This is a genomic window from Bradyrhizobium sp. WSM2793 (assembly GCF_000379585.1).
Taxonomy (GTDB): domain Bacteria; phylum Pseudomonadota; class Alphaproteobacteria; order Rhizobiales; family Xanthobacteraceae; genus Bradyrhizobium.
Window position 1 is genome coordinate 1 of sequence record NZ_KB902804.1, and the last position, 25,145, is coordinate 25,145.

The 25,145-nt window shown below is 63.9% G+C and carries 23 protein-coding genes and 2 pseudogenes; 11 read left to right on the forward strand and 14 right to left on the reverse strand.

Going from position 1 to position 25,145, the window contains the following annotated elements:
* The 5 genes from A3AS_RS0131570 to A3AS_RS0131590 all read right to left on the reverse strand — a co-directional run.
* The coding region (locus tag A3AS_RS0131570; RefSeq protein WP_018321161.1) for a transposase family protein at positions 1 to 188 on the reverse strand (188 nt) is incomplete at its 3' end.
* 302 nt (positions 189 to 490) lie between these two features.
* Entirely contained in the window at positions 491 to 1,714 is a 1,224-nt protein-coding gene (locus A3AS_RS0131575) for an ABC transporter substrate-binding protein (protein ID WP_026202566.1), read from the reverse strand.
* 153 nt (positions 1,715 to 1,867) lie between these two features.
* Positions 1,868 to 2,797: an alpha/beta hydrolase gene (locus A3AS_RS0131580; protein ID WP_018321486.1), complete on the reverse strand. Its 930-nt coding sequence runs from the start codon at positions 2,795 to 2,797 to the stop codon at positions 1,868 to 1,870.
* A gap of 275 nt (positions 2,798 to 3,072) precedes the next feature.
* Positions 3,073 to 3,489 (reverse strand): DUF3606 domain-containing protein, encoded by a 417-nt coding sequence (locus tag A3AS_RS0131585; RefSeq protein WP_018321487.1) that lies wholly within the window; start codon positions 3,487 to 3,489, stop codon positions 3,073 to 3,075.
* 205 nt (positions 3,490 to 3,694) lie between these two features.
* Entirely contained in the window at positions 3,695 to 4,264 is a 570-nt protein-coding gene (locus tag A3AS_RS0131590; protein WP_018321488.1) for an alpha-ketoglutarate-dependent dioxygenase AlkB, read from the reverse strand.
* Positions 4,265 to 4,343: 79 nt separating this feature from the next.
* On the opposite strand from A3AS_RS0131590, the gene A3AS_RS48570 reads away from it, so the two are divergent.
* Positions 4,344 to 4,484, forward strand: coding sequence for a hypothetical protein (locus tag A3AS_RS48570; RefSeq protein WP_018321489.1), 141 nt, complete (start codon positions 4,344 to 4,346; stop codon positions 4,482 to 4,484).
* An 83-nt stretch (positions 4,485 to 4,567) separates the two neighbouring features.
* Here A3AS_RS48570 and A3AS_RS0131600 read toward each other — a convergent pair whose 3' ends face one another.
* The 3 genes from A3AS_RS0131600 to A3AS_RS0131610 are packed head-to-tail and all read right to left on the reverse strand — an operon-like array spanning position 4,568 to position 8,376.
* The gene (locus A3AS_RS0131600) at positions 4,568 to 6,154 is read right to left on the reverse strand and encodes an ATP-binding protein (RefSeq protein ID WP_018321490.1); all 1,587 of its coding nucleotides are present in this window, start codon (positions 6,152 to 6,154) and stop codon (positions 4,568 to 4,570) included.
* Positions 6,151 to 6,855: a response regulator gene (locus tag A3AS_RS0131605; protein WP_018321491.1), complete on the reverse strand. Its 705-nt coding sequence runs from the start codon at positions 6,853 to 6,855 to the stop codon at positions 6,151 to 6,153. Before A3AS_RS0131605 ends, A3AS_RS0131600 begins: the two co-directional genes overlap by 4 nt.
* 12 nt (positions 6,856 to 6,867) lie before the next feature.
* The gene (locus A3AS_RS0131610) at positions 6,868 to 8,376 is read right to left on the reverse strand and encodes a DUF4173 domain-containing protein (RefSeq protein ID WP_026202567.1); all 1,509 of its coding nucleotides are present in this window, start codon (positions 8,374 to 8,376) and stop codon (positions 6,868 to 6,870) included.
* A gap of 188 nt (positions 8,377 to 8,564) precedes the next feature.
* Here A3AS_RS0131610 and A3AS_RS0131615 point away from each other — a divergent pair, with 188 nt between their 5' ends.
* Positions 8,565 to 9,908: a glycoside hydrolase family 3 N-terminal domain-containing protein gene (locus tag A3AS_RS0131615; RefSeq protein WP_018321493.1), complete on the forward strand. Its 1,344-nt coding sequence runs from the start codon at positions 8,565 to 8,567 to the stop codon at positions 9,906 to 9,908.
* A gap of 109 nt (positions 9,909 to 10,017) precedes the next feature.
* Here the strand turns inward: A3AS_RS0131615 and A3AS_RS0131620 are convergent, their stop codons facing one another.
* Positions 10,018 to 11,052 (reverse strand): ABC transporter substrate-binding protein, encoded by a 1,035-nt coding sequence (locus A3AS_RS0131620; RefSeq protein WP_018321494.1) that lies wholly within the window; start codon positions 11,050 to 11,052, stop codon positions 10,018 to 10,020.
* A 249-nt stretch (positions 11,053 to 11,301) separates the two neighbouring features.
* On the opposite strand from A3AS_RS0131620, the pseudogene A3AS_RS49410 reads away from it, so the two are divergent.
* Positions 11,302 to 11,443 (forward strand): annotated as a pseudogene (locus A3AS_RS49410) (transposase); the annotation flags it as partial.
* 12 nt (positions 11,444 to 11,455) lie between these two features.
* Positions 11,456 to 11,616, forward strand: a pseudogene (locus tag A3AS_RS49415) (IS5/IS1182 family transposase); the annotation flags it as partial.
* On the opposite strand, the gene A3AS_RS0131630 reads toward A3AS_RS49415, so the two are convergent.
* The 3 genes from A3AS_RS0131630 to A3AS_RS0131640 all read right to left on the reverse strand — a co-directional run bounded on the left by A3AS_RS0131630 (position 11,613) and on the right by A3AS_RS0131640 (position 15,435).
* A complete protein-coding gene (locus tag A3AS_RS0131630) occupies positions 11,613 to 13,235 on the reverse strand; it encodes an ABC transporter substrate-binding protein (RefSeq protein WP_018321495.1) in 1,623 nt (540 codons plus the stop codon). The pseudogene A3AS_RS49415 and the gene A3AS_RS0131630 overlap by 4 nt on opposite strands.
* A 150-nt stretch (positions 13,236 to 13,385) precedes the next feature.
* Positions 13,386 to 14,657: a DUF892 family protein gene (locus A3AS_RS0131635; protein ID WP_018321496.1), complete on the reverse strand. Its 1,272-nt coding sequence runs from the start codon at positions 14,655 to 14,657 to the stop codon at positions 13,386 to 13,388.
* Between the two features lie 169 nt (positions 14,658 to 14,826).
* Entirely contained in the window at positions 14,827 to 15,435 is a 609-nt protein-coding gene (locus tag A3AS_RS0131640; protein WP_084674955.1) for a TetR/AcrR family transcriptional regulator, read from the reverse strand.
* A gap of 103 nt (positions 15,436 to 15,538) precedes the next feature.
* Here A3AS_RS0131640 and A3AS_RS0131645 point away from each other — a divergent pair, with 103 nt between their 5' ends.
* From A3AS_RS0131645 to A3AS_RS0131655, 3 genes are all read left to right on the forward strand, one after another.
* Positions 15,539 to 16,234, forward strand: a complete 696-nt coding sequence (locus tag A3AS_RS0131645) for a PspA/IM30 family protein (RefSeq protein ID WP_018321498.1) — start codon at positions 15,539 to 15,541, stop codon at positions 16,232 to 16,234.
* A 40-nt stretch (positions 16,235 to 16,274) separates the two neighbouring features.
* On the forward strand, positions 16,275 to 16,550 hold the full coding sequence (locus A3AS_RS0131650) for a YiaA/YiaB family inner membrane protein (protein ID WP_018321499.1): 276 nt from the start codon (positions 16,275 to 16,277) through the stop codon (positions 16,548 to 16,550).
* A gap of 181 nt (positions 16,551 to 16,731) precedes the next feature.
* A complete protein-coding gene (locus A3AS_RS0131655) occupies positions 16,732 to 16,938 on the forward strand; it encodes a hypothetical protein (protein WP_018321500.1) in 207 nt (68 codons plus the stop codon).
* Positions 16,939 to 17,097: 159 nt separating this feature from the next.
* Here the strand turns inward: A3AS_RS0131655 and A3AS_RS0131660 are convergent, their stop codons facing one another.
* Positions 17,098 to 17,943, reverse strand: a complete 846-nt coding sequence (locus tag A3AS_RS0131660; protein ID WP_018321501.1) for an SDR family NAD(P)-dependent oxidoreductase — start codon at positions 17,941 to 17,943, stop codon at positions 17,098 to 17,100.
* 182 nt (positions 17,944 to 18,125) lie between these two features.
* On the opposite strand from A3AS_RS0131660, the gene A3AS_RS0131665 reads away from it, so the two are divergent.
* The 4 genes from A3AS_RS0131665 to A3AS_RS0131680 all read left to right on the forward strand — a co-directional run bounded on the left by A3AS_RS0131665 (position 18,126) and on the right by A3AS_RS0131680 (position 23,417).
* Positions 18,126 to 19,622 (forward strand): aldehyde dehydrogenase family protein, encoded by a 1,497-nt coding sequence (locus A3AS_RS0131665; protein ID WP_018321502.1) that lies wholly within the window; start codon positions 18,126 to 18,128, stop codon positions 19,620 to 19,622.
* Between the two features lie 117 nt (positions 19,623 to 19,739).
* Positions 19,740 to 20,867 (forward strand): alkene reductase, encoded by a 1,128-nt coding sequence (locus A3AS_RS0131670; RefSeq protein WP_018321503.1) that lies wholly within the window; start codon positions 19,740 to 19,742, stop codon positions 20,865 to 20,867.
* A 124-nt stretch (positions 20,868 to 20,991) separates the two neighbouring features.
* On the forward strand, positions 20,992 to 21,495 hold the full coding sequence (locus A3AS_RS0131675; protein WP_018321504.1) for a GFA family protein: 504 nt from the start codon (positions 20,992 to 20,994) through the stop codon (positions 21,493 to 21,495).
* Between the two features lie 260 nt (positions 21,496 to 21,755).
* Positions 21,756 to 23,417 carry a thiamine pyrophosphate-binding protein gene (locus A3AS_RS0131680; RefSeq protein ID WP_018321505.1) on the forward strand — a complete coding sequence of 554 codons (1,662 nt, stop codon included), beginning with the start codon at positions 21,756 to 21,758 and terminating at the stop codon, positions 23,415 to 23,417.
* A gap of 160 nt (positions 23,418 to 23,577) precedes the next feature.
* Here A3AS_RS0131680 and A3AS_RS0131685 read toward each other — a convergent pair whose 3' ends face one another.
* Positions 23,578 to 24,957 (reverse strand): LLM class flavin-dependent oxidoreductase, encoded by a 1,380-nt coding sequence (locus A3AS_RS0131685; RefSeq protein WP_018321506.1) that lies wholly within the window; start codon positions 24,955 to 24,957, stop codon positions 23,578 to 23,580.
* Positions 24,958 to 25,145: the final 188 nt, after the last annotated feature.

Here is a 25,145-nt window from a genome sequence, read left to right on the forward strand (position 1 = left end):
TGTTCCAGGCGAAGGAAGAGCCGCAACAACTCCTCCTTCGACTGTCCGAAGTCCGCCATGTCCGAGCACGAATCCGCCCCGCACAACGTCGCCGCCAACGCGATGAACAGTACTTCCAGCAGATCATGCCGGGCATTGTCCGCGCGCGGGTCCGGCAACCGCCGAAAGGCCTTTCTGAACTTCTGCATCCGACCCCCTCCGTCTTCCGGGAGTCGTCTTCAGAATCCGTCTTGCCTTCCAATGCAATAGCTAGACAAAACCCATATGCGATTCCCCTGCCCTGGAGGGGGAGGGTCGATCGCGCGTAGCGCGAGCGGGGTGGGGTGATTTCTCCCCACGAGCAGCGTTCGATGAGGAGAGACCGTCACCCCACCCCGTCTCATGTCTCGCTTCGCTCGATATGAGCCGACCCTCCCCCTCCGGGGGAGGGTAAGCGTGCGCTTCCCGCAACGAGAGAGGAAGGAGGCTCACCAAAAGGTCTACGTGGGCCTCACCTCGCCGCCCCCTCCGTGAACGCCGTCTCGATCACCTCACCAAAAGGCTGCCACGACCGCCCGTCGAACTGCACCAGCCGCATCTGCTTGATCGGCAGATAGTTGTTCGGTGAGGTATTCATCCTGATGTTGGGCAGCGCGACGGAAGGGTTGTACCCCCTCAGCGAAGCCGCCTGACGCATGATGTTCTCGCGTGACAGGTCGTCGCCGCATTGCTTCAGCACCTGCGTCAACGCCTCGGCCGCGGCGTAGCCGAAGACCGCGGCGCTGTTGTTGGTGCTTTCGACCTGATGGTACTTGTCCATGAAGGCGAACCATTCCTTCATGGCAGGATCGTCTTTCCAGGCGGGGTCGCTGGGGTCCTTCAGGAAGGCCGCCGAGATCACGCCGGCCGAATTCTCCAGGCCTGCGGGCGCCATCGCATTGGCGATCGAGGCGGAAGTATCGTTGACGATGAAGACCGGACGCCAGTTGAGCGAAGCCGCGAGCCTGATCACCTTGGATGCCGTCGACGGCACGCCGAGAAAGACGAAGATATCGGCACCCGCGCGCTTGAGGATCGAGACGTGCCCGTCGAGGTGCTCGTCACCGATGTCAAAGGCGATGTCGACGAGGACATGGCGGTTCAGATCGCCAAGTCCGTCCTGGATTCCCTTGTAGAGCATGCGTCCGAACTGGTCGTTCTGCCAGAGCACGACGATCTTCTTCCTGGGATAATAGGCCTGAATGTAGTTGGCGTAGATGCGCCCCTCCGACCGGATCGACGGCTGCCAGCCCATGGTCCAGGGGAAAGCCCTGGCCTGGCTCAGCTCCTCGTCGCCGGAGGCGACGAAAAGCTGCGGCACCTTCTTCTCGTTCAGATACCAGCGCGTGGCGAGATTGCCGGGCGTGCCGAACGACCCGAACATCAGGTGCACGTCGTCCTTCTCGACCAGATTGCGCGTCAGCTCCAGCGCGGTCGACGGATCGGAATTGTCGTCACGCGTGATGAAGCGGATCTTGCGGCCATTGATGCCGCCGCGCGCGTTGACCATGTCGAAATAGGCGGCCTCCGCCTGACCGATCGCGCCGAATTCAGAGAGCGCTCCCGAATACGGCATGACGTTGCCGATGCGGATTTCCTTGTCGCTTGTGGGTTGGTCTGGGCGTTGCTCGGACATCGCGCCAAGCGACGCGAGTGCGGCGATCAAAACGAACAGCAGTCTGCCGGTGACGCGCATGCTCGACACCTTGTCGTTGGCCCCCAACGAGGTCGGCTCAGTCCGCACCAAGGCGAGTTGATCTAGATCAGGCGTTTGGCAATCGTGTGGCTTGGCAGCCCGCTTCAATACAGCGCAGGACCGTACAGAAATGGCAGGCGTGCTGACACGCCGCTACGGCAGCCCGCGCGCCTCGAGCTGATGCACCAGCAGCAGGGTCGGCTCGGCGAGGCTGTCGCCGGAGCCGTCCAATCCGAAGGCGGAGGCGATGCCGTCGCGGCTGCGCAGCAGCGCGCTGCGTGGACAATGGCCGGCGCCGCAGAGCGTCTTCTTCAGGGTCTCGCCCTGCGTCACGAGGCCAGGGGAATCGTCCGCGGCCCAGGCCAGCACGATCGGCACATCGACATTGAGGATGCCGGGGAATACCGAGCGCGCGTTGTACTGGCTGGCGTCGCCGCCGAGATAGGCCTTCTCGCTGTCGCTGGCGTCCTTGCCGGCACGGTAGATGCCGGACACCAGCACGACGGCAGCAACATCGGCACGGTCGGCCTGGAGCTCGGGATGCGCCAGCAGGGTTGCGACATGGAACGCACCGGCGCCGTAGCCGACCGCGACGATCTCGCGGGCGTCGCCGTTGAACAGGTCGATATTGCCGTGAACCCAGGACAGCGCCGCCGCCACGTCGGTCGCTCCCATCGGCCAGGTCGCTGCGGGGGCCAGGCGATAATTGACGCGCACCCCGATCATGTCATTGCGGGCGGCAAAGCACATGGCCTGGTCCTGGATCTGGCGCGACAGCTCGGGGGCGGCGCGGTCACCGGTGAAACTGTCGCCGGCCACGAACAGCAGCACCGGCCGCGGCGTATCCGCCTTGGTCGTGTTGGCGGCGACGTCGAGCACGTTGGCCTCGTTTTCGCCGTAGCGCAGGCCCCGCGAGAAGGTGACCTGCTCGCACAGCCGCGCGGTGCCGCCGGCGGTGGTGTCGGAATCGGTCAGGCCTATCTGGATGAGGTCGGAGGGCGGCGTCAGCCGCGCCGGCAACGGGCCGTGCGCAGAAGCTGTCGTAATGGTCAGAAACAGGAAAAAAGCGAGATAATTCTTCATTTGGTGCCGGCCTTTGCGCCCCCCATATTGGTTCGCCGGTTTGGCCTGTCTTTTCAATTCGCCTTATTCGTCCGCCTTGAGGCGATTTCACGGCACCTTTGGTTCGGCGACAGCAAAGCGATCACCCCGAAAGCCCACCGCCGTCGCGTGCGAGATTTTCGGCTGGCGCCCGCCCGCCAGCGGCCTCCGGGCGCTCTGGCGACGACGTGGCCCATGTGACGACGTGGCCATGTGAGGACAGGTTGCGGCCCCCCGCATCCATGGCTTCCGGGGTCTCAGGCGGCGCTCTTGCGCTTGGCTGGCTTCTTCGTCGTCTTCTTTGTCGTCTTCCTGGCCGATTTCTTCTTTGCCGTCTTCCGGGCGGCGAGATAGGCCTCGACCTTCCTGGAGGAATGGCCGGCCGCGGCGACGGCAGCTTTCAGCTTGGCCGGGGTGATCTTGAATCTCTTCGACCAGTAACGGACCTCATAGGCTTCGCTCAGCGCGATCCGGCTCTTGTCGGAGGCGCGGTGCTTCTGGAGCTTGATATACGCCTCGACCTTTTTGGCGGAACGGCCGACCTTCTTGACGGCGTATTTCAGCTTGGCCGGGGTCACCTTGAACTTCTTCGACCAGTAGGCGACTTCATATTTTTCCGTGAGCGCAATCAGCGCCCGATCGGCCCCGCCGCGCTTTGCCTTGTTGTCGGCCATGCTTCCCTCCTGCCGCGGAATGCGTGCTGCCAATCTAGCATGCAACCGGATTCGGAAGGCAAGACGCAAGCCGTGCGGTGATTGCGCAAGGCAGCGGTTTTGCACCGATGTGTCAAACCCTTGTGCGGCGTGGCCACGCCTCGGGCAGAACGGGCGTTCTACTTTGCATGGGGTTGTTTTCGCATTTTTTGTTTGGCCGGCCGCGTTAGGCCCGCTTCATCGTCCGGAACGTGATGGAGTAACGCCGCGCCTCGCCCGGCGGGATACTGTGCTCCCATTGCGAGCGCGCCTCGCCCTCCATCATGTACAGCGAGCGCGGCTGGGCCTCGAGCGTGTGGCGCTGCCATTTGTCGCCGCTGCGGCGGCGGAAGCGGAATTTGCAGGCCGAGCCGAGCGACAGGCCGAGGATCTTGTCGAAGTGAGGCTTGTCGCGGTGCCAGCCGATGCCGACGCCGGCCTCATACTCGGTGCAGAGCACCTGCCGGACGCTGGCCTCCGGCAGCCCGGCCCAGGCCTCGGCCTGACGCGCGATGGGCAACAGCCAGTCCGGGATCGGCTCCGCCTCGGCGAGCCGCTGCAGCGTGTAGTCATAGCGATAGCCGAACGACGCCACCCGGCGGTTGCCCTCGAACGCCCCGAACTGAAAACGCTCGAGCGGCAATGTTGCGATGCGGCCGATCAAGCCTTGCTCGACGGCGGTTTCGATAAAATTGTCCGCGTAGCGAAGACCGGTAGGGCCTTCGTCAGGGACGGCGAACAAGCCAAGCTGCGTCATGCCTCGCATTTCCGTGATGGAACCTAATGGCGGCTGATGCGACTTACATATGACGCGGGGAGAAACGTGCGAGGCTGTCATGGCACACAAGCATACCGCCGATCCGGCAGAGATCATGCGGGCGACCGGTCATCCTGAGCTGGAATATGCCGCCGGCTGGACCATCGCGGGTTTGGTCACCATCGGCACCATCGTCGCGGCGTGGGTGTTCGCGATCTAGGGCATGATCCGGAAAAGTGTGAAGCGGTTTTCCGAGCAGATCATGCCCAAATAAAAGCTGAGGGGCGATGACCTCATCGCGCCTCAGGCGACAGGGAATTGCAGCTCGAAGGCTGCGCCCTCGTTGGTCGGCTTCAGCCTGATCGAGCCACCATGGCTCGCCATCACCGCGCGCGCGATCGCAAGCCCCATCCCGGTGCCGCCCTGGTCGCGGCGGGTGGTGAAGAACGCATCAAAAATCCTGTCGCGGTTCGGTGCCGAGATCGGCTCGCCGTCATTGCTCACTGTCAGACGCAGGGTCGTGCGCTCGTCCACAGCCTCCAGCCTGATCGTCCCGGCCTTGTGCCGCATCGCGTTGTCGGCGAGATGCGACAGCACGATCAGCGCCTTTTCGCCGGACATGCCGATCGGGCGGTCGAGGCTGCCGCTGGCCTCGATGGAGCTTGCCGGAAATCTGTTCCTGAGATCGGCGATCACGGGGGCAAGCTCCGTGCGCTCGTTCTGCGGCAGGCTCTCGGCGCGCGCCAGATCGCGCAGCCGCTGCGCCATCGCCTCCAGCCGCTGGGTGTCGGACAGGATGTTGGCGATGAATGTCTTCTGCTCGGCCGGCGTCAGTCCGTCAGACCTGCCTTGATACGAATCCTGCAGCAGCTCGGCCGCGCCCTTGATCGAGGTCAGCGGCGATTTCAACTCGTGGGTGAGATGGGCCGAGAATGTCGCGATATAGTCGGAACGTCGCGCCAGCTGCTCGGCCATGCCGAGGAAGCTGTGCGAGAGCTGGGCGAACTCGCGCGTGCCGTAATGCCGGAGCGGCTGGAAGGCCTCGCGGTCGCCGCGGCCGATCCGTGCGGCGCGGTCGATCAGCTCGCGCATCGGCAGGGTGATGGTCCGCGAGAACACCAGGCCGATCGCGATCGTGCCGAGGATGACGGCGAGCCCGGCCAGCACGAACTTGGCACGCTCCTGATAAAGATGGTCGAAGATGTTGCTCGGCGTCCGCGTGGTGTAGATCACTCCCGCGACGCGGTTGTTGACGATGACGGGCATCGCCGAGAACACGTGCACGCCGAGGCCGCGGCTGAAGGAATAGATCGGCGGCGGCGGCTTGTCCGGCACACGGTTGCGCAAGGTGGCGCGGTATTGCCCGTGCAGTGCTTCCGCGACCTCCTCGATATGGGCGAGCGATTGGCCGACCTCCTGGCGCCCGGCGATGACGACGCCCTGCGGATCGAGGATGCGGAAGCCCGCCAGCGTCACCTTCTGGGTCTCGCGGATGATCGGCGTCAGCCTTGCGCCGATCTCGACATAGGCCGCCTGCGCCGGATGAGGCGCGGCTTGCGCATCCGGCCGCCGCCGCAGCAGATCGTTGGCGGTGAGATCGAGCGCGGGGCGGATCGGGGTGACCTGGTCGCCGGGGTCGGGCAGCACGTTCGGCGGCACCTCGGCGCCGAGCGTCAGGCCGCTGTCGAGCCTGGCCGTGACCTCCTGTGCATAGATCGTCGCCAGCACGCGGCTTTGCGCGATCAGCTCGGCCTGGGTCTGGCGGATTAACTGGTTGTCATAGAGGCGGAAGAAGAACAGGCCGACCAGCGGCAGCACGCCTACGGTGGTCAGCACCGTGAAGATCACGAGGGCCAGCGACGGCCGCCATTTGTCGGGCGCCGCGCTCATGCCGCTTTCTCGCAGCGGCCGAGCTTGAAGCCGACGCCGTGGATGGTCTCGATCACGTTGTCGCAGGCCAGCGCGGCGAGCTTGGCGCGGATGTTGCGGATGTGGCTGTCGATGGTGCGGTCGGAGACCTGGATGTTGAGCTGATAGGCCGCCCGCATCAGCTGCTCGCGGTTGAAGACCGAGGTCGGCCGGGTCAGGAACGCGCGCAGGATGCCGAATTCGATCGCGGTCAGCTTCAGCGGCGTGCCGGCAAAGGTCGCGACATGCTGCTCGGGATCGATCAGCAGTCCGCCTTGCGACAGCGCGGCCGGACCCGCCTTGATCTCGCCATTGCGCGGACTGAGCCGGCGCAGGATCACGTTGACCCGCGCCACCAGCTCGCGCGGGCTGAACGGCTTCGTCACGTAGTCGTCGCCGCCGATCTCGAGGCCGAGGATGCGGTCGATCTCCTCGTCGCGCGCCGACAGGAACAGGATCGGCACGTCGGACGTCTTGCGGATCTCGCGGCAGACATCGAGGCCGTCGAACTCGGGCATGCCGATGTCGAGCACGATCAGATCGGGCCTGTCGGCGGCAAAGCGGCTGAGCGCCTCCTTGCCGTCGCGGGCCTCGATCACGTCCATGCCGGCCTTCTTCAGCGCGACGCGGATGACCTCGCGGATATGGCCTTCGTCGTCGACGATGAGAATGCGATGCGCCAAGAAACTCTCCGCTCACCCTGCCGGCCGGCTGCCGGTCTGATCTTTCACCTGCGCGTCCAGCCTGCGCTGCAGTCGCCAGCTCCGAAAGCCCCAGCTCCGCCAGGCCAGATCCCGGCGCTGCTGTTCTACAAGGCGGTCGCGTCGCGACACAAGACAGCTCTCGCTGGCGCCGGGCCGAAGTGCGATGGCCCTGTCGATGGCGGGGAGTGCCTGCGGTCCGAGCGTCAGGAGATAGTCGATGTCGATCTGCACGCCGTTGCCCGATGCTTCCCGGCTGTGGCTGACATTGTAGTCGGCAATGAAGGCATTGAAGTTCACGAGTGAGCAGCCATAGAGCACGATCGCGAGCGCGATCAGATTGACGCCCACGAGCCATTGGTTCGACCGGTTGAGGGCGATGCGGGTCACGATCAGGACCAGTCCGAGCGCGACCAGCCCCATCCAGATGAAGGCCGCGATCCGCCAGTAGGTCAGCATGTAGATGTCGACGTAGAGGTTGAGGCGAAGGATGGAGGAGGCGACGAGAAGCACGTTCTGCCCGACCCAGAGATAGACCAGCGGGCGGATCACTGGCGATTTCTCAGCCGGCCCGCCCGGGCGCATCGCAACAAGCACGAAAGCCGCCGCGAGCAGGGCGGTCACGATCAGCGGATAGGCGCCGCGATGCGCATAGCCCGCATAGGTCAGATTGTCCGGCAGCGCCATATGGCCCCAGAGATAGATGCCGTCGAGAGTGGACTGCGCGGCGAACAGCAGGTTGAACAGGATCAACGAGCGCAGGATGGTGGAGGGGCCAAGAAACTCCGCCGAGACCAGCGGCGGGAGCGGCGGCGGCACAGGTCCGTCCGCGACGGCGGTGGCGACTATGGCTTTGCGCCGCCAGCGCACATGGATGAACGGCCAGACCAGCGCCAGCATCAAGGCCCAGAACAGGACGCGCGGGATGCTGATATATTGGAGGATGAGTTTCGGATTGAGCAGGGACACCCATTGCTCGATCACCGGATTGGCCGCGGCGAACAGCGCGACGAAGACCGTGCTGAGTGCTGCAGGGGGCAGCCAGCGCGCGATGCCGCGGGTCAGCGCCGACGCGTTGAACCCCTGGGGCGCATCGAGGAAGAACCTGAAGGGGCCGAGCAGGACGAAGTTGCGTAGCGCGCGGATGCGGTCGGCGAGCCCGGTGGTCTCCGGATTGGTCGCCAGCAGCAGGGCGATAAGCAGCGCCGCGCCGAGGATCAGCAACGAGATCGCGTTGAGCTCCTCGACGGCCGGTGCGAGGCCGGCGATGAGAATGGCTGTGGCGATCAGGGCGCGCCGCAGGTTCAGGGCCGCGTGATTGAAGAGCACCGACACGCAAGCGGTGGCGACGGCAAAGAGGGCCAGCGATACGCCGATCCGGTGGCCATAGAACAGCCAGTCCGCCAGTGCGGCCAGCACCAGCGCGAGGCCGAGCTTGGCAGGAATGGAGGAATGCCTGAGCGGCTGGAGGTCCGCTGCTATCGTCGAAGCCAGGCTCGTCATGTCCAGAAGACCTTTCGTGATGGGTGGCATCACGAAGTTTGAACGGTGCTTGTGCAGAAGCCGGGATCATCGTCTGCACGGTTTCAGGAGTCTTTTGCAGTTTTCGTGCAGGCGCGCTTTTGCCTCTCGCGCGGCGCAAATCGCTTTGATAGGTGCGAAGCATCGCCACTCCCAGCGCGTGATGCATCATGCAATTCCTCCGCCGTATCGGTGTCATTCTGCTCTGGCTTGCCGCACCCCTCGTCGCATTCGCGGCCGCGAACAAGAACGATCCCTATCTGGTCCCGTTGCGCGGCGCCGGAAACATCGCGCTTGTCGTCGCAAGCATCGCGATCGTCATTCTCCTGCTGCGCCGCGGGCGCTGGCGTAGTATCGCGGGCAAGCTCCTGGTCACGCTCTGGTGCTTGCCGCCGCTCCTGATGTCCGCGGCACATCTGAAGTTCGAGCTGCGCAAGCACGACGTTCTCGGGGCAAGCGCCGCCGAGGCGCGACAGCTCGGGCCTCATTTCATGGTCGGCTATTCCTCGTTTCCCGAGGTCGCGCGGCTGGCCGAGCAGGGATTGATCGGCGGCGTCTACGTGACCCGGCACAACATCCGGGGCCGGACGATTGCGGCGCTACGTGCCGAAATCTCGGCGCTTCAGGACAAGCGGCGCGCGGCGGGCCTGCCGCCGCTGGTCGTCGCTGCCGACCAGGAAGGCGGCATCGTCGGGCATCTTGCCCCGCCGCTCACCAAGGTGCCGGCGCTGGCGACGCTCACTGGGCTAGCTCCCGACGACCAGCAGGCCAAAGCCGAAGAATTCGGCCGCATTCACGGACATGAGCTCAGCGCGCTTGGCGTCAACCTCAATCTCGCGCCGGTGCTCGACCTAAAGCCGCCGGCGAGGCGCAATCGTCTCGATTTTCACACGCTGATCGGCCAGCGCGCAATTGCAACCGATCCTGCTGTCGTCAGCACGATCGCAAGCGCCTATGTCCGCGGGATGGAAGAATCCGGCGTCGGTGCCACGCTCAAGCATTTCCCGGGCATCGGCCGCGTGCGCAACGACACGCATCATTTCAGTGCCAATCTCGATACGCCGGTCGGGGAATTGGAAGTCACCGACTGGCTTCCGTTCCGCGAGGTGCTGTCGCATTCGCGTAGCGCGCTGATGGTCGGGCATGTCACGCTGACCGCGGTCGATCCCGACCGCGCCGCCTCGCATTCCAAGCGCGTCGTCGATGGCATTCTCCGTGACAAATGGGGCTACCAGGGCATGGTGATGACCGACGACCTCGTGATGGGTGCGATCTACCAGAACGATGTCTGCAAGGCCGTGGTCGAGGCGATCAATGCCGGCGTCGACCTGCTGCTGGTCGCCTATGACGGCGCGCAGTTCTACCGAGTCTTCGCCTGCGCTCTGGACGGCTTACGGCAGGGCAGGCTCGATGCGGCGATGCTGCGCGCCAGCGCGACGCGGCTGGAAAGAGGGTTTCCGGTCGAGCAGGCACGCGTAGGCTCGGGCGCGATCAGCCTCGCCCGCCAGGACTAAGGCGTGTACTCATTAATAGACTGACTGCCGTCTGCTCAAACTCTCAGCAGCGGCGGAATAGCGGATATAGCCCGATGTCGCAGAAGGGCAAAAATCGGAAATCGCCGCTTCATTCGATCACCTCATCGGCCTGAGCAAGTAGCATAGGTGGCACCGTGAGATTGAGCGCCTTGGCAGTCTTGAGGTTGACGAATAATTCGAATTTTGTTGGTTGTTCGACGGGAAGCTCCGCGGGTTTCGCTCCTTTGAGAATTTTGTCCACGAACCCAGCGATGCGACGGTTAAAGTCGATAATATCTGCCCCATAAGAAATTAGTCCACCGAGTTGCGCAAACTCCTTACCGATGCCCATCATGGGCAGGCGACGCTCTGCGGAAAAGTCGACGATGCGTTTTCGTTCAATGAAAAGCATCGGGCTCGGGAATATGACAAGTGCATCCACGTGGTCTCCTGCGATCGTGGAAAATGCCTGATCCAGCTCGCCGGGGCCGTTCACGGCGACAAGGCGCAGCTGCACTCCAAGGGTCCGGGCCGTTGTCTCTGCCTCATTCATCATGTCGGTCATCGTGCGCTCGCCATATGCAGTGGGGTGCCAAAGACCGGCTATCCGCGAGGCCATTGGTACCGCTTCCTTCAGGAGTGCAAGGCGTTTGGGGACAAGCTGTGGGCCAAGGAAGGTTAAACCCGTAACATTTCCTCCCGGCCTCGCAAGGCTCGCAACGAGCTTCTCTCCAACCGGATCGCCCATAACTGGCACCACAATGGGAATCGTGGCCGTCTCTTGCCGCAACGCGCGGGCAGCGAGCGAATTCGATGCGACGATGAGGTCGACGTTGAGACCTACCAGTTCACTCGCGATAGCCCGCAGTAGCTCTTCCTTCGAGTCGGCCGCTCGAACCTCTATGATTACGTTCCGACCATTGACATAGCCGTATTCGCCGAGTCCCGTATGGAAGGCTTTGAGGGACGCACGTGTCTGCTCAAGTGAACCCGTCGTTAGGAAACCAATTCGAGGTATCTTTTTGGGTTGCTGCGCCTGCAGAGCGGGCGGCCATATTGCGGTCAAGCCGAGTGTAATGATGAAATTCCGCCGCTGCATGCTCGAGCCCTCTCTACTGAGGTTTTCGCGGATCGTCCGCAGCATTCAGATAATCAATACCCGTTGGGCCGATGCCGGTGATCTGAACTTAGAGGGAGGCATCGTCGCGCTCCGACTAGAAGTGGATCATCCGATGCTACCCGAAGTAGTCGGCGCTCGCTATGGATCGAAAGCTCAGGGTGAGCACAATAAATCCGCTTTCGTGTGCATAGCATCCGACCTACCGCCTTCGGCGGGCCACACTGAACTGGGCTGTCTTGCCGTGATTCAAGCCCCTTATCGTGGGGGCGAATCATGCGTTACGAATTCACCGACAAAGAGTGGGCTGCAACCGAGTCGATGCTACCGAACGAGCCGCGCGGCGTGCCGCGGGTGTGATCGTCGTGTCCTCAATGGCATTTTCTGGATCTTGCGCTCTGGAGAGCCATGGCGCGATTTCAGCCCTTATCTTTACCGCGCCCGCAACAAAGTCGAACGGTTCTTCAATCGGATCAAGCAATGTCGTCGGGTTGCTACATGCTACGACAAGCTTGCAGCAACCGTCTTGCTTTCGTCCAGCTCGCATCCGTCCGGCTATGGCTGGCTGCGCGTAATGAGTCCACGCCCTAGCCTTTCACATACTGACGGTAGTCCGGCTCGCGGTGAAACCAGAACTCGTAGCCGGTGACGGCCCTCTGCATGGCGACGTCGTGGATTGGCTGGTTGAGCGGAACGATCGGCACGTCGCGGATGCAGAGCGCGATGAAGTCCTTCACGCACCGGTCGTACTCGGCTGCGTCCGCGGTGAAGCGGGCCTTGTCGATCAGCGCGTCCATCTCCTTGTTCTGGTAGGAGGAGATGTTGAAGATCGAGTTGTTGCCGTGGAAATTCCAGTAGAAGTAATATTCGGGATAGTCGAGCCAGCCGCTGAAACGGTTGAGCGCAAGCGGCAGCTCCTTCTTGTTTAGCGTCGTTCGCCAGTTCGCGCCGGGGATCTTCTCGATTGCCGCCTTGATGCCGATCTTGGCGAGGTTCTCCTGGATCAGGATCGCGGTGGGCTCGCCGACGGTCGCGGTGCCTGTGTCGAGCGACAAGGTCGTCTCCAGGCCGGAGGCGAAGCCGGCTTCCTTCATCAACGCCTTGGCCTTGTCGAGATCGGTGACATAGGGAAACGGCTGCGGCCAAACCGGCTTTGAAACGTCGGCGGCGCCGCCGTACATCGGAACGGCACGGCCGAAGAACGCGCTGCTCTGGATCTGCTCATACGGCATCGCCCAGGCGATGGCCTGGCGCAGCTTGGCGTTGTCGAACGGCGGCTTTGCGGTGTTCAGAGCAACGTACCAGAGCGCGTTGGGGATCGGCACGCCCGACACCCTGACCTTGCCTTCCCTGATCAGCTGGTCGAAATCGCGCGGCGCAAAGCCGCTCGACAAGTCCGCATCGCCTCGCTCCAGCATGGCGCGGCGCGTGCCGCCGGAGGGAACGTCGCGTGCGATCACGCGCCTGATCTTCGGCAACGGTCCGCTCTTCCAGTCGTCGAAGCGCGCCAGCACGGTCTCGCTACCGGGCTTCCAGCTCTCGATCCTGTAGGCGCCGCCGCCGGCCTCGTTGTTCTTCAGCCACGCCAGCGCCCACGGGTCTTCAACCGTCGCATTTTTCTTCGCCAGCTCGGAATTGATGATGAACGGCACCACGACGGCGACGTTGAACAGCAGCATCTTGTCCTTGCGGACATAGTCGATGCGGAAAGTGTGATCGTCGACGACCACGAACTGCTCGGGCTTTTCCAGCGATCCCGCCGATATTTGGAAGGTCGGAAAGCCGCCGACCTTCACCGCGCGGTCGAACGACCATTTCACGTCCTTGGCCGTAACCGGCGTCCCGTCGTGGAACTTTGCATCTTTTCGCAGGCGGAAGGTGCAGGACATGCCGTCGGCCGCGACCTCCCAGCTCTCGGCGAGTTCGGGCGCGAGCCTCTCGCGATCATACGACAGCGTTCCGTCCGGCAGCGTCTTGGAGGCGTAGGAGAGCAGGCGGTCGTAGCAATTCCACGATAGCCCGTTCACGGTCTGGTTGGAGCCGACGCCCTGCATGTCCAGCGAGTTCGGGCCCAGCTCCTGCACCACCAGCAGCGTCTCGCTCCGGCCCTGCGCCCAGGCGAAGGGAGGGGCGATGGCGCTGATGCCGGCGGCACCCACGCCGCCGAGCACCACGCTGCGGCGGCTGATATGGAAGGGTGAACTGCTCATGGGGGCCTCCTGTCCGGCAACTGTCCGGTATCGAGAGGCAAGGTGTGTGCCACCGGCACGAATGATCGTACCGTCTCCATGGCCGGCCGCCTCGCGCGACGGCGCGAGGCGGTTTCATTCGGTGCGCCGGTGCGTTGCGCCAGGCGCTTCCTATTCGGCCTGCTCCAGAGCGGCAGGCATCTTCGCAACCGACATCAGCGATCGCGCGACCTGATTGAGCAGGAGATCGGCGTTTTCCTCTTCGGCGAGGGATTTGGAGAGCAGGGCGACCACTGCGCTATGCCGGAGCTGCTGTGCCAGGTTGCGTGCGGTGGTATAGCCGGACATCTCGTAATGTTCGACGCGTTGAGCCGCAGAAATCAGTGCGAGGTCGGCGGCTGCGTCCTCTTTTTCTTCGCCTTCCTTCATGACCTCCTGGCCTTCCTCGATGAGGCCCATCATGCCCTTGCAAGGCTTGGCGCGCGCGTTCTCGCCGAGCAGCTCGAAGCATTCGTTGATGCGCTCGATCTGATTCTCGGTCTCGGCCAGATGCTGCTCGAACAATTCCCGCAGCTGGTCGAAGCGGGCGGCCTGCGCCATCTTGGGAAGCGCCTTGGTCAACTGCTTCTCGGCATGGAGAATGTCGCGCAGTTCATGGAGCAGCAGATCGGTCAGGCCGGCTTCGTCGACGGGCGGTGAGCTCTCCGTGACGATCGGCGTGCCGGCACCGGGATCGGCGGACTGCAGCGCGGGCGATTCCGTGAACACCCAGTCCTCACCCTCGTTCCAGGGACCGCGGGTGTCGATTTCGCCGTGCTCACCGCTGCCGGTGGAATCGTTGAAGTACTGGTTCACCAGGCCGGGCGTCGGCGCGATCCTGCCGACGCTGAAGGCCGGCTTCGACAGGCTTTCGAGCGCTCGCGCGAACGCCTTCATATGAGTGATCTCCCGCGTCATCAGGAACTGGAGCGCGTCCTTGCTGCCGGCGTCGTCGCAGAAATTGATCAGCCGTTCATAGACGATCTTCGCGCGCGCTTCGGCGGCGATGTTGCTGCGGAGGTCGACGTCGAGTTCGCCGGTGATCTTGAGATAGTCGGCGGTCCAGGGATTGCCTTGCGAATTGAACAGGTTGACGCCGCCGCCGCCGGCGATCGCAATCAGCGGATCGGCTTCCGCCGCCTGGCGGTCGTTCTTCGAAGGCGCAAGATGCATCCGTGCGAGACAACCGACGACTTCGAGATGGCTCAGCTCTTCGGTGCCGATATCCATCAAGAGATCCTTGCGGTCGGGGTCCTCGCAATTCAAACCTTGAATCGAGTATTGCATCGCGGCCGCGAGTTCCCCGTTGGCGCCGCCGAACTGCTCGAGCAGCATATTGCCGAAGCGGGGATCGGGTTCGTCGACACGCACGGTGAACATCAGTTTTTTGACGTGGTGATACATGGGAGGGCTCGCGCTCTGAGGGAAACTATGCGCGTCAACCGACCCTCGGAATGTTCGTTCCTACTCTCGTCGAGATTCAGATCCGGTGCTGCGCGAAGGTGTGAAGCGGAGCGCATATGCACGTTCGTTGGTGCAGGCGAGATCTCTACGATCCCGCTGCTGCGCGGTTCTACGGCGCCCGCGCGATCAGTCCGTCAATCATCGCGCGCACGAGGCCTGCGATTTCCTTGCGCAGCGCTGGTAGCGGCACGGCGACCAGCTTCTGCTCCAACCCCAGCGCCACCATGCCATGCACCGCCGAGAACAGGCTGCGCGCGGTGATGCCGAGCTCCTCCTGGCCGCGCTTTGGAAACAGCGCGGCCAGCGGCTGGTAGATGTGGCGGAACAGCTGCATCTGATCCGCGACGGACCAGTCGGGGACGACCTTGTCGGCCTCCATGCGGTGCTCGAACAGCGCGCGCCAGAGCTGGAGATTTTCCGCCGCGAAATCGCAATAGGCGATGGCGATGCGGACCAGCGTCTCCTGCGGCGAGGGGACGCCCGCGCCTTCCGCCTCGCTCAGCGCCTCGTCGAGCCGGAGCAACGTGCGCGACCCCACACGCAGGATCAGCTCGTCCATGTCGGCCACGAGATTATAGACCGCACCATTGGCGCAGCCGATCTCGCGGGCGAGATCGCGGGTTTTCAGCCCTGACAAACCACGGTCCGCGATCATCCGTTCCGCCGCCAGGATGAGCGCGGATCGAAGTTTCTCTCGACGTTCCAAGGCTTTAGACATATGTCGGCAAAATTCTTGAGCGTTGCTCAAATTTTTCTTGAACGATGTTCAAGGTTGTTGCTACAAGGGTTCTGTGAGCAACGCTCATAACAGGGAGCAACAGATGTTCAAGACCTTCGTGACACTTTTCCGCGGCAGCGTGGCCGCCGCCGGCGAAGAGCTGGAAGACCGAACTGCCCTTCTGATCCTCGACCAGCAGATGCGGGATGCGGCAGCCGCCGTCGAGCGCAGCAAGCGGACGCTGGCGCTGGCGATCGCGCAGGATCAGCAGGAAGGCCGCAAGCTCGAGGCGACGATCGCCCGCATTGCCGATCTCGAGACGCGCGCGGTCGCGGCGCTCGACGGCGGCCGCGAGGATCTCGCCAGGGACGCTGCCGAAGCCATCGCAGGCTTGGAGGCCGACCGCGATGCGGCGATGACGGCCCGCGCCTTGTTCGCGACCGAGATCGCCCGGCTGAAGCGGCACGTCGCAAGCGCGCAGGCCCGCATCACCGAGCTCGATCGCGGCCGCCGCGTCGCCCGCGCCTCGGAGGCGGTGCGCTCGCTTCGCCGCAGCGGCATCGAGGCGGCACGCCCTTACGAATCCACGCTGCCGGAGGCGGAGAGCACCCTGCGGCGCCTGCGCGAGCGGCAGGTGGAGGCCCAGGCGGCCGATGATGCGCTGGTCGAGCTCGATGCAGCCACCGGTCCGCTCGCCACCGCCGAGAGACTCGCCGAGCAGGGTTTTGGCCCCCGGCTGAAGACGACTGCGGACGACGTGCTGGTCCGGTTGAAGTCCAAGCGCGCGCCGACCGCGTGATCCCCAACCCCATCATCATTCGAACCAACAGGAGACGATCATGAACCAGAACGGCCAACCCCATAGCAGCGCCTGGGTGACCTTCACTTACGCGTCCTTCGCGGCTTCCGCGTTCCTCATTGCCATCGGCATCTTCTTCCTGCCGATCGACCTCTGGATGAAGGGCTATCTCACCATGGGCATCGTGATGCTGATCCAGACCTGCATCACCCTGACCAAGACCGTGCGCGACAATCACGAGAGCAGCCGGCTGGTGAACCGCATCGAGGATGCCAAGGCCGAACGGCTGCTGATGGAGGTTTCCAAGGCGGCTTGAAGAATGTGCCTTGCGCCAATCGGACGACGAGCAAGAGAGCCGCGGAGCGTCGCGCCGCAGCTCTCGCGTCTGCGACCACCCGGAATGACGTTTTGAACGGGCCTTCCGATCCGCATCCTGCATTGTACTTCGAACGCAGGTGCGTTATGGCTCTCGCGCTTTCCAGAGGCGGAGACGAGCTTTGTCGAAACAATCGCTGCGTGAGGAGGCCGAGCGCCTGATCCGCGAATCGATGGAAAAGAAGTCCATCGTCGTCAAGCAGGGCGCGACCCGCATCGAGGCCGTCTGCGGCAAGTGCGGCGCGCCGAACCGGGTCCAGGCGGAGAAAGGCCAGACCCGGGTCAAGTTCGCTTGCAAGAATTGCGGGCATCAGCAAGAGACGCTGTAGGCGGTTGCGAACTTACCGCGCCGCGAACACTCCAACCCTCATCCTGAGGAGCCCGCTGAAAGCGGGCGTCTCGAAGGATCGAGGCCGGGCTGCTGCAGCCGGGCCTGCATGGTTCGAGACGCGCGCAAGGGCGCGCTCCTCACCATGAGGGTCTGACAGTTATTTCCCTTCCACGAACCTGGTGAACGCATCCGCGTAATCCGGGTGCCAGCGCGACAGCGGCGGGCGGTTCTCGACGATGTCACCGGCGGCCCATTGCATGCGCTTCTCGTCGAGCGCTCGCGGCACGTCGTTGTCCGGGCACAGGATGTAGAAATCGCCCACCTCCAGCCGCGCCAGCATGAAATCGACCGTTTGCTCCGGCGTCCAGGCGCCGGCCGGCTTTTCGGTGCGCCCCTTCGCGGTGAGGCCGGTGAAGACGAAGCCGGGAATAAGCAAATGTGCCGTGACGCGACAGTCTCTCATGTTGCGCAGCTCGTGCTGAAGCGCTTCGGTAAATGCCTTCACGCCCGCCTTGGAGACATTGTAGGCGGGATCGCCCGGCGGCGTGGTGATGCCCTGCTTCGAGCCGGTGTTGATGATGAGGCCGGTCTTGCCGCGTGCGATCATGTTGGGCGCGAAGATGCGCGAGCCGTTGATGATGCCCCACATATTGACGGCGATGATGCGCTGCCAATTGTCGGGTTCGCCGAACAGCGTGCTGCCCGGCTGGATGCCGGCATTGTTCATGAGCAGGTCCGTTCCGCCGAACTGCGCGGCCACGGCGTGTTCCAGTTCCGTCACGCTCTCCGCGCTGCTGACATCGACGGCGAAGGTCATCACGTTTGTGGCGACCGTGACGGATGACAGTTTTGTCGCAGCGTCCGCCAGCCGTTTCTGGTCCACGTCCGCGATACACACCTTCATGCCGGCGCGCGCGAACGCTGCGGCGGCGGCAAATCCGATTCCGGATGCGCCACCTGTGATCACGGCGACATTGTCTTTGACGATGGCGGGATGTGGCATGGATCATCTCCGGGGAGGACTCTTCGTCGCGTTATAACATGGCAGCAGTCCGACCCTGCACAAGTTGGCATGGGAGGTCTTCGTTCGGCGCTGCCTTTACGCCTATCCGGCACGGCTGTATCCTTCATCCCAACGATCCCGCCCAGATCGAACCAATAAATCACCTGACAGGGAGTGCAGCCATGGCTGTGTCGCAGGCTATTCCGATCACGCGCCATCCGTTCGCGAATGGGTCCTACAAGCAGATGCTGATCGACGGGAAGTGGGTCGACGCAGCCTCAGGCAAGCGCTTCGAGACTCACAACCCCGCCACCGGCGAATTGCTCGCAACCGTCGCCGAGGGCGACAAGGAAGACATCGATCGTGCGGTTGCCGCCGCTCGCCGCGCCTTCGAGGGCCCCTGGAGCAAAGTGAAACCGTTCGAGCGGCAGAATCTGCTGCTCAAGCTCGCCGATCTCGTCGAGAAGAATTTCGACGAATTGTCGCAGCTCGACACCCTCGACATGGGTGCGCCTCTCAGCCGCACCCGGGCCTATCGTCTGCGCGCCGTCGGCATGCTGCGTTATTACGCCGGCCAGACCACGGCGATCCACGGCGAGACCATCGAGAACTCGTTGCCCGGCGAAATCTTCTCCTACACGCTGAAGGAGCCGATCGGTGTCGTCGGCGCCATCATTCCCTGGAACGGCCCGCTGACCGCGACGATCTGGAAGATCGGCCCGGCGATCGCGACCGGCTGCACCGTGGTGCTCAAGCCCGCCGAAGAGGCGCCGCTGACATCGCTGCGCATCGCCGAGCTGGCGATGGAGGCGGGCATTCCGCCCGGCGTCGTCAACGTCGTGCCCGGCTATGGCGAGACCGCGGGCGCGGCGCTCGCCTCGCATCATGACGTCGACAAGGTCGCCTTCACTGGCTCGCACGTCACGGGTCAGTCGATCATCCGCGCCTCCGCCGGCAACTTGAAGCGTGTTTCGCTCGAGCTCGGCGGCAAGTCGCCGGACATCGTGTTCGCTGACGCCGATCTCGATGCCGCAGTACCTGGCGCGGCGATGGCGGTGTTTGCCAATTCGGGGCAGATCTGCAGCGCGGGTACGCGCCTGTTCGTCGAGCAGTCGATCTACGAGGAGTTCGTCGGCCGCGTCGCCGAGTTCGGCAAGAAGCTGCAGGTCGGCAACGGTCTCGATCCCAATGTGCAGATCGGCCCGCTGGTGTCCGAGCAACAGCTCGAGCGCGTCACCGGCTATCTCGACATCGGCCAGAAGGAAGGCGCGAAGGCGCTCGCCGGCGGGGGCCGCGTCACCGAGGGGGCATTGTCGAAGGGCTTCTTCGTCTCGCCGACCGTGTTCGCGGGCGTTCAGGACAACATGCGCATCGCGCAGGAGGAGATTTTTGGCCCCGTCATCTCCGCGATCGCATTCAAGGACATGGACGAGCTGGTCAAGCGCGCCAACAACACCACCTTCGGCCTCGGTTCGGGCCTGTGGACGCGCGACGTCAGCAAAGCGCATGCGGTCGCAAAATCGCTGCGCGCCGGTTCGGTGTGGGTGAACTGCTACCAGGCCATGGACCCGGCCGTGCCCTTCGGCGGCTACAAGATGAGCGGCTATGGCCGCGAGTCCGGCAAGCAGCATGTCGAGGAATATCTCAACGTGAAGGCCGTCTGGGTCAAGACGGCCTAGCCCCTGTGCTCTCCGCCTTCCGCGAGAGGGAATATCTGCTTTTGTGGGGCGGCGCCTTTTCCGGGGGCCGCCCCTCGCTATATGATCCGCATCCTTCCAAAGTAATTCGGGGTCAGCATGAAATTCGAGGCGTTGTTTAGACCGTTGCAGGTCGGGCCGTACAAGCTTGCGCATCGCGTCGCGATGGCGCCGCTGACACGCATGCGGGCCGAGCGCGCGAGCTTTTCTCCGAGGCCGCTCAACGCCGAATATTACGGCCAGCGTGCGACGCCAGGCGGCCTGCTCATCGCCGAAGCCTCGCCGGTGCTCTCGCATGGCCGCGGTAATCCGGCGACGCCCGGCATCTATTCGGAAACGCAGATCGCCGGCTGGCGCAAGGTGACGGATGCGGTGCACGCCAAGGGCGGCATCATCTTCCTCCAACTCTGGCATGTCGGCCGCGTCTCGCATTCCTCGTTCCACGGCGGCGAGCTGCCGGTTTCGGCTTCGGCGATCCCGATCAAGGCAGAGGGCATGAAGGCGATGACGGCCGACGGCAAGATCTCGGACTATGAGACGCCGCGCGCGCTGGAGACCGAGGAGGTCAAGGGTATCGTCGAGGCCTTCAGGCAGGGCGCGAAGAATGCGCTCGCGGCCGGCTTCGACGGCGTCGAGATCCACGGCGCCAACGGCTATCTGCTCGAGCAATTCCTGCAATCACGCAGCAACCAGCGCACCGATCAATATGGTGGATCGATCGAGAACCGCGCGCGGCTGCTGCTCGAGATCACGCAGGCCGCGATCGACGTCTGGGGTGCGAACCGCGTCGGCGTGCGGCTGTCGCCGCATGGCATAGCCAATGATTCCGGCGAACCCGATCCGATGCCGCTCTACACCCACGTGGTGAAGGCGCTCGACAAGCTCGGCCTCGCCTATCTGCACTTCATCGAGCCGCGCTCGAGCGGCTCGGGTCGCGCCGAGGTCAACTGGCAGAACGTGCCGTCGGCGATGCTGCTGTTCCGTCCGCTCTACAGCGGCGTGCTGATGACCGCAGGAGGCTTCACCGGCGAGACCGCGAATGCGGCGATCGCCGATGGACACGCCGACATCATCGCCTTCGGCCGCATCTTCATCTCCAATCCCGATCTGCCGCGCCGCCTGCAGCACGACTATCCGATCACGCCGTACAACCGCGCGACGTTCTACGGCGGCGAGGAGAAGGGGTATACGGATTATCCTGTTTATGACGAGCTGACGCCGGCCTGATCTCTTCCGTCATCCGGGGCGATGCGCAGCATCGAACCATGGTGCGCAATTGCGCACCGGAGAATCTCGAGATTCCGGGTCTGGTGCTTCGCACCATCCCGGAATGACAGCAGGGAAAACACAAATGGCCAAAGCCGCAGCCGCCGCAGGCCTCGCCACCGGGCAATGCCTCTGCGGCAAGGTCACCTTCGAGATCGATATCCCTGCGCGCTGGGCCTGGCACGATCACTCCGCCTCCAGCCGCCGCGCTCACGGCGCGGCGTACGCGACCTATGTCGGCAGCTGGAAGAAGCGGTTTCGCATTACGTCAGGCAAGACGGCGCTGACGCGCTACGAGGACAAGTCCACCAGGACCACGCGCAGCTTCTGCTCGCAATGCGGCACGCCGATTGCTTATGAACGTCCGCGCGGTCCGCACATGGTCAACATCCCGCGTGCGCTCTTTAGGGAACGCACCGGCCGCCAGCCGCTCTATCACATCGCGATCGAGGAGCTGCAGGAATGGGCCTATACCGGCGAGCCGCTGGTGCCGCTGAAGGGTTTTCCGGGCGTGGTCTGGCAGCGCTCGAAAAAGAAGAAGCGGTCGGGTGGCGAGGACCCGTTCGAGCTGGGGCGGGAGGAGATGTAATGCGCAACGTACTCCGCTCTCGTGCCCCGGACGCGGTGCGGCACGAAGTGACGCTCCGCTGAGCCGGGGCCCATACGGCGGAGAATGCGGTGAGCAACTGGGTCCCGGCTCTGCGCCGCACCGCTGCGCGCTGCGTCGCGTCCGGGACACGAGCGGGGTTTCCATGCAACGCAGCCATGACCACGCTTCCTTGCGCGCCTCCCGCGACTTCGGCCATCATGCTTTCAGTCCTTGCGGCAACGTCCGCTCCTGGAGGAAACATGAAGAACAAGATCACCGGCCGCTCCGCCTTTCTCGCGCTGCTCAAGGACGAGGGCATCACGCATCTGTTCGGCAACCCCGGCACCACCGAGCTGCCGATCATGCATGCGCTGAAGGACCATCCAGACCTCACCTATGTGATGGCGATGCAGGAGAGCCTGGTCGTCGCGATCGCCGATGGCTATAGCCGCGCTTCGGGAAAGCTCGTCGCCTGCAACGTCCATGTCGCGCCCGGCCTCGGCAACGCGATGGGCTCGCTCTACAACGCCCAGTTCACGGGTACGCCGATGATCCTGACCGCCGGCCAGCAGGAGCAGGGCCATGGCCTGATGGAGCCAGTGCTGTATGGCCCGCTGGTGCGCATGGCCGAACCCCTGGTGAAATGGGCGGTGGAGGTGACGCGGCTGGAGGATCTGCCGCGCATCGTGCGCCGTGCCGCCAAGATTGCGACGACGCCGCCGACGGGGCCGGTGTTCATCTCGCTGCCCGGCGACATCCTGAACAGCGAAGCCGGGATCGATCTCGGCCGCTCCACCCGCATCGACGCGCGGACGAGGCCGTCGGACGAAGCGCTCAAGGCGTTTGCTGCGCGCCTGCTCAGGGCGGAGCGTCCCGTCATCGTCACCATGGACGAGGTGGTCAAGAGCGATGCGCTGAAGGAGGCCGCCGAACTTGCCGAACTGCTCGGCGCGGCGGCCTTTCAATCCTCGACGCCCTATGGCTCGCACTTCCTGTCGGAGAGCCCGAGCTTTGTCGGCACGCTGGCACGCGTGCAGAAGGTCGCGCGCGATACGCTTGCGCCATACGACCTCCTGATCGCGCTCGGCGGCGATCCGTTGCGGATGTCTGTTTATAGCGAGGTTGATGCGCTGCCGGATGGTCTCGGTGTCGTGCAGATCGGCCTCGTCGATTGGGAGATCGCCAAGAACTATGGCGTCGAGATCGCCCTGAAGGCGGATCTGAAGGAAACCTTGCGCGCGCTGATCCCGGTGCTCAAGGAGATGGGTGGCGCGACACTGGCGAGCCGCGCCAAGCAGCGTCTCGCCGAACTCGCGCCGAAGAACTGGACCGCACGCCGCGCGGCGCTGGTCGAGCAGATCGGCAAGAGCGCTGGTCGCACGCCAATCGATCCGGACTTCCTGGTGCTGCAGATGGTCGAGGCCATGCCTGACAATGCCATCCTCGTCGACGAAGGCCTCACCTCCAGCCGTCAAGTGACGGCGCTGCGGCCGCATCGCGATCGCTACGGTTATCACGGTCTTGCCTCGGGCGGCATCGGCTGGGGCCTGCCGGCCTCGGTCGGCGCCAGCATCGCCAATCCTGATCGGCCGGTCGTCTGCTTCTCGGGCGACGGCAGCGCGATGTATTCGATCCAGTCGCTATGGACCGCGGCGCATCACAAGCTGCCGCTCAACGTCGTCATCGTCAACAATGGCGGCTACCGCATCATCAAGCAGCGCCTGCTCGCCTTCCACGGCGACGACAATTATGTCGGCATGGATTTCGTCGATCCGCCCGTGGATTTCGCCGGCGTCGCCAAGGCGCTCGGCTGCGAGGCAATCAAGGTGAGCGATCCCCGCGAGCTGAAGGCGACGCTGGCGTCGGCGTTTGGCCGGCCGGGGACGAAGCTGATCGAGGTGATGGTGGACGGGAAGGTGTAGGGCAGGCTGCCTCCACGGCGTCGTCCCGGCGAACGCCGGGACCCACCGCGCGATCTATCGATTGCGGACAGAGCTAATCCCGAACAACGAGTCTTCGCCAAACCACTCCCTGGGGTTATGGGTCCCGGCGTTCGCCGGGACGACACCTAGGACGTGGCAACTACCCCTTCCTCCCCACCCTATATCCGGCCGCCGGATGCGGCGCATCGAGCCTTGCGCGGCCGGCGCCGAACAGCTTCTCCCGCAGCGTGCCCTTGGCGTATTCCGACTTGTACCGTCCGCGCCGCGTCAGCTCCGGCACCAGCATGTCGGCGATATCCTCGAAATCGCCGGGCGAGATCGCAAACGCGACGTTGAGGCCGTCGACGTCGGTCTTCTCGAACCAGTCCTCGATCTTGTCCGCGACCATCTCCGGCGTGCCGACCACGACAGGGCCGGCGCCGCCGATGCCGACATGCTCGATGACGTCGCGCACGGTCCAGACGCGGTCGGGATCGCCCCGGGTGACATTGTCGAGTGCACTGCGGCCGGCATCGTTCTGGACGTGACGGACCTGCTGGTCGAGCTCGTAGCCGGAGAAGTCGATGCCGGTCCATCCCGACATCAGGGCCAGCGCGCCTTCCGGATTGATATGCGACCGGTAGTCGGCATATTTCGCCGCGGCATCTGCTTCCGTGTTGCCGAGGATGATCGTCATCATGTTGAACATCAGGATCTCAGCCGGATCGCGGCCGACCGCGGCGGCCTCCTGGCGGATCGCGGCGACGCGCGGCCCGATGATCTTGGCCGACGGTCCCGACATGAACACGCATTCGGCATGCTTGGCCGCGAACTGCCGGCCGCGCGGCGAAGTGCCGGCCTGGTACAGGACCGGCGTGCGCTGGGGCGAGGGCTCGCTGAGATGGATGGTGTTGTTGATGCGGTAGTTCGCGCTCTCGTGATTGATGCGGTGAACCTTGCTGGGATCGGTGAAGATGCCGCGCTTGCGGTCGCGCAGCACGGCGTCGTCCTCCCAGCTCCCTTCCCAGAGCTTGTAGACCACCTCCATATATTCGTCCGCGATGTCGTAGCGGTCGTCATGCCCGGTCTGCTTGTCCTTGCCGGCGCCACGCGCGGCACTGTCGAGATAGCCGGTGACGACGTTCCAGCCGATCCGGCCCTCGGTGAGATGGTCCAGCGTCGACATCCGCCGCGCGAACGGATAGGGCGGCTCGAACGACAGATTGCTGGTGACGCCGAAGCCGAGGTCTTTCGTCACCGCGGCCATCGCCGAGAGCAGCAGCAGCGGCTCGTTCGACGGTGTCTGTGCTGCGTTGCGCAAGGCAGCGTCAGGACTGTTGCCGTAGACGTCGTAGACGCCGAGCACGTCGGCCAGGAACAGCCCGTCGAAACGGCCGCGCTCCAGTGTCCTGGCAAGATCGATCCAGTAGGGCAGGCGGTTATACTCGGCGGTGCGGTCGCGTGGATGAGTCCACAGGCCCGGCGACTGGTGCGCGACGCAATTCATCGCAAAGGCATTGAGCCTGATCTGCTTGGCCATGATCGTTCCCCGGCGCTCTATACTGAGCGCTCTTCGAATGGTAGATGTGCGCCCGAACTTGGCGAAGTTCTTGCATATAACCTGCGCTTGGCAAGGCCAAAATCAGCGGGCTGCCGCCCTTGGCAAGCCAGTCTCAAGAGAGCAAGAACGAAATCCCAAGAGAACTACAAGAGAAGTTCAAGAGAACT

Excerpts from the sequence above, each read along its gene's own strand:
- A3AS_RS48570 (WP_018321489.1), top strand. The coding sequence starts at position 4,344 with ATGGCACACAAGCATACCGCCGATCCGGCAGAGATCATGCGGGCGACC.
- A3AS_RS0131635 (WP_018321496.1), bottom strand. The coding sequence starts at position 14,657 with ATGTATCACCACGTCAAAAAACTGATGTTCACCGTGCGTGTCGACGAA.
- A3AS_RS0131660 (WP_018321501.1), bottom strand. The coding sequence starts at position 17,943 with ATGCCACATCCCGCCATCGTCAAAGACAATGTCGCCGTGATCACAGGT.
- A3AS_RS0131645 (WP_018321498.1), top strand. The coding sequence starts at position 15,539 with ATGTTCAAGACCTTCGTGACACTTTTCCGCGGCAGCGTGGCCGCCGCC.
- A3AS_RS0131580 (WP_018321486.1), bottom strand. The coding sequence starts at position 2,797 with ATGAAGAATTATCTCGCTTTTTTCCTGTTTCTGACCATTACGACAGCT.
- A3AS_RS0131585 (WP_018321487.1), bottom strand. The coding sequence starts at position 3,489 with ATGGCCGACAACAAGGCAAAGCGCGGCGGGGCCGATCGGGCGCTGATT.
- A3AS_RS0131665 (WP_018321502.1), top strand. The coding sequence starts at position 18,126 with ATGGCTGTGTCGCAGGCTATTCCGATCACGCGCCATCCGTTCGCGAAT.
- A3AS_RS0131675 (WP_018321504.1), top strand. The coding sequence starts at position 20,992 with ATGGCCAAAGCCGCAGCCGCCGCAGGCCTCGCCACCGGGCAATGCCTC.
- A3AS_RS0131575 (WP_026202566.1), bottom strand. The coding sequence starts at position 1,714 with ATGCGCGTCACCGGCAGACTGCTGTTCGTTTTGATCGCCGCACTCGCG.
- A3AS_RS0131670 (WP_018321503.1), top strand. The coding sequence starts at position 19,740 with ATGAAATTCGAGGCGTTGTTTAGACCGTTGCAGGTCGGGCCGTACAAG.
- A3AS_RS0131590 (WP_018321488.1), bottom strand. The coding sequence starts at position 4,264 with ATGACGCAGCTTGGCTTGTTCGCCGTCCCTGACGAAGGCCCTACCGGT.
- A3AS_RS0131610 (WP_026202567.1), bottom strand. The coding sequence starts at position 8,376 with ATGACGAGCCTGGCTTCGACGATAGCAGCGGACCTCCAGCCGCTCAGG.
- A3AS_RS0131615 (WP_018321493.1), top strand. The coding sequence starts at position 8,565 with ATGCAATTCCTCCGCCGTATCGGTGTCATTCTGCTCTGGCTTGCCGCA.
- A3AS_RS0131685 (WP_018321506.1), bottom strand. The coding sequence starts at position 24,957 with ATGGCCAAGCAGATCAGGCTCAATGCCTTTGCGATGAATTGCGTCGCG.
- A3AS_RS0131680 (WP_018321505.1), top strand. The coding sequence starts at position 21,756 with ATGAAGAACAAGATCACCGGCCGCTCCGCCTTTCTCGCGCTGCTCAAG.
- A3AS_RS0131600 (WP_018321490.1), bottom strand. The coding sequence starts at position 6,154 with ATGAGCGCGGCGCCCGACAAATGGCGGCCGTCGCTGGCCCTCGTGATC.
- A3AS_RS0131650 (WP_018321499.1), top strand. The coding sequence starts at position 16,275 with ATGAACCAGAACGGCCAACCCCATAGCAGCGCCTGGGTGACCTTCACT.
- A3AS_RS0131640 (WP_084674955.1), bottom strand. The coding sequence starts at position 15,435 with ATGTCTAAAGCCTTGGAACGTCGAGAGAAACTTCGATCCGCGCTCATC.
- A3AS_RS0131630 (WP_018321495.1), bottom strand. The coding sequence starts at position 13,235 with ATGAGCAGTTCACCCTTCCATATCAGCCGCCGCAGCGTGGTGCTCGGC.
- A3AS_RS0131620 (WP_018321494.1), bottom strand. The coding sequence starts at position 11,052 with ATGCTGCGGACGATCCGCGAAAACCTCAGTAGAGAGGGCTCGAGCATG.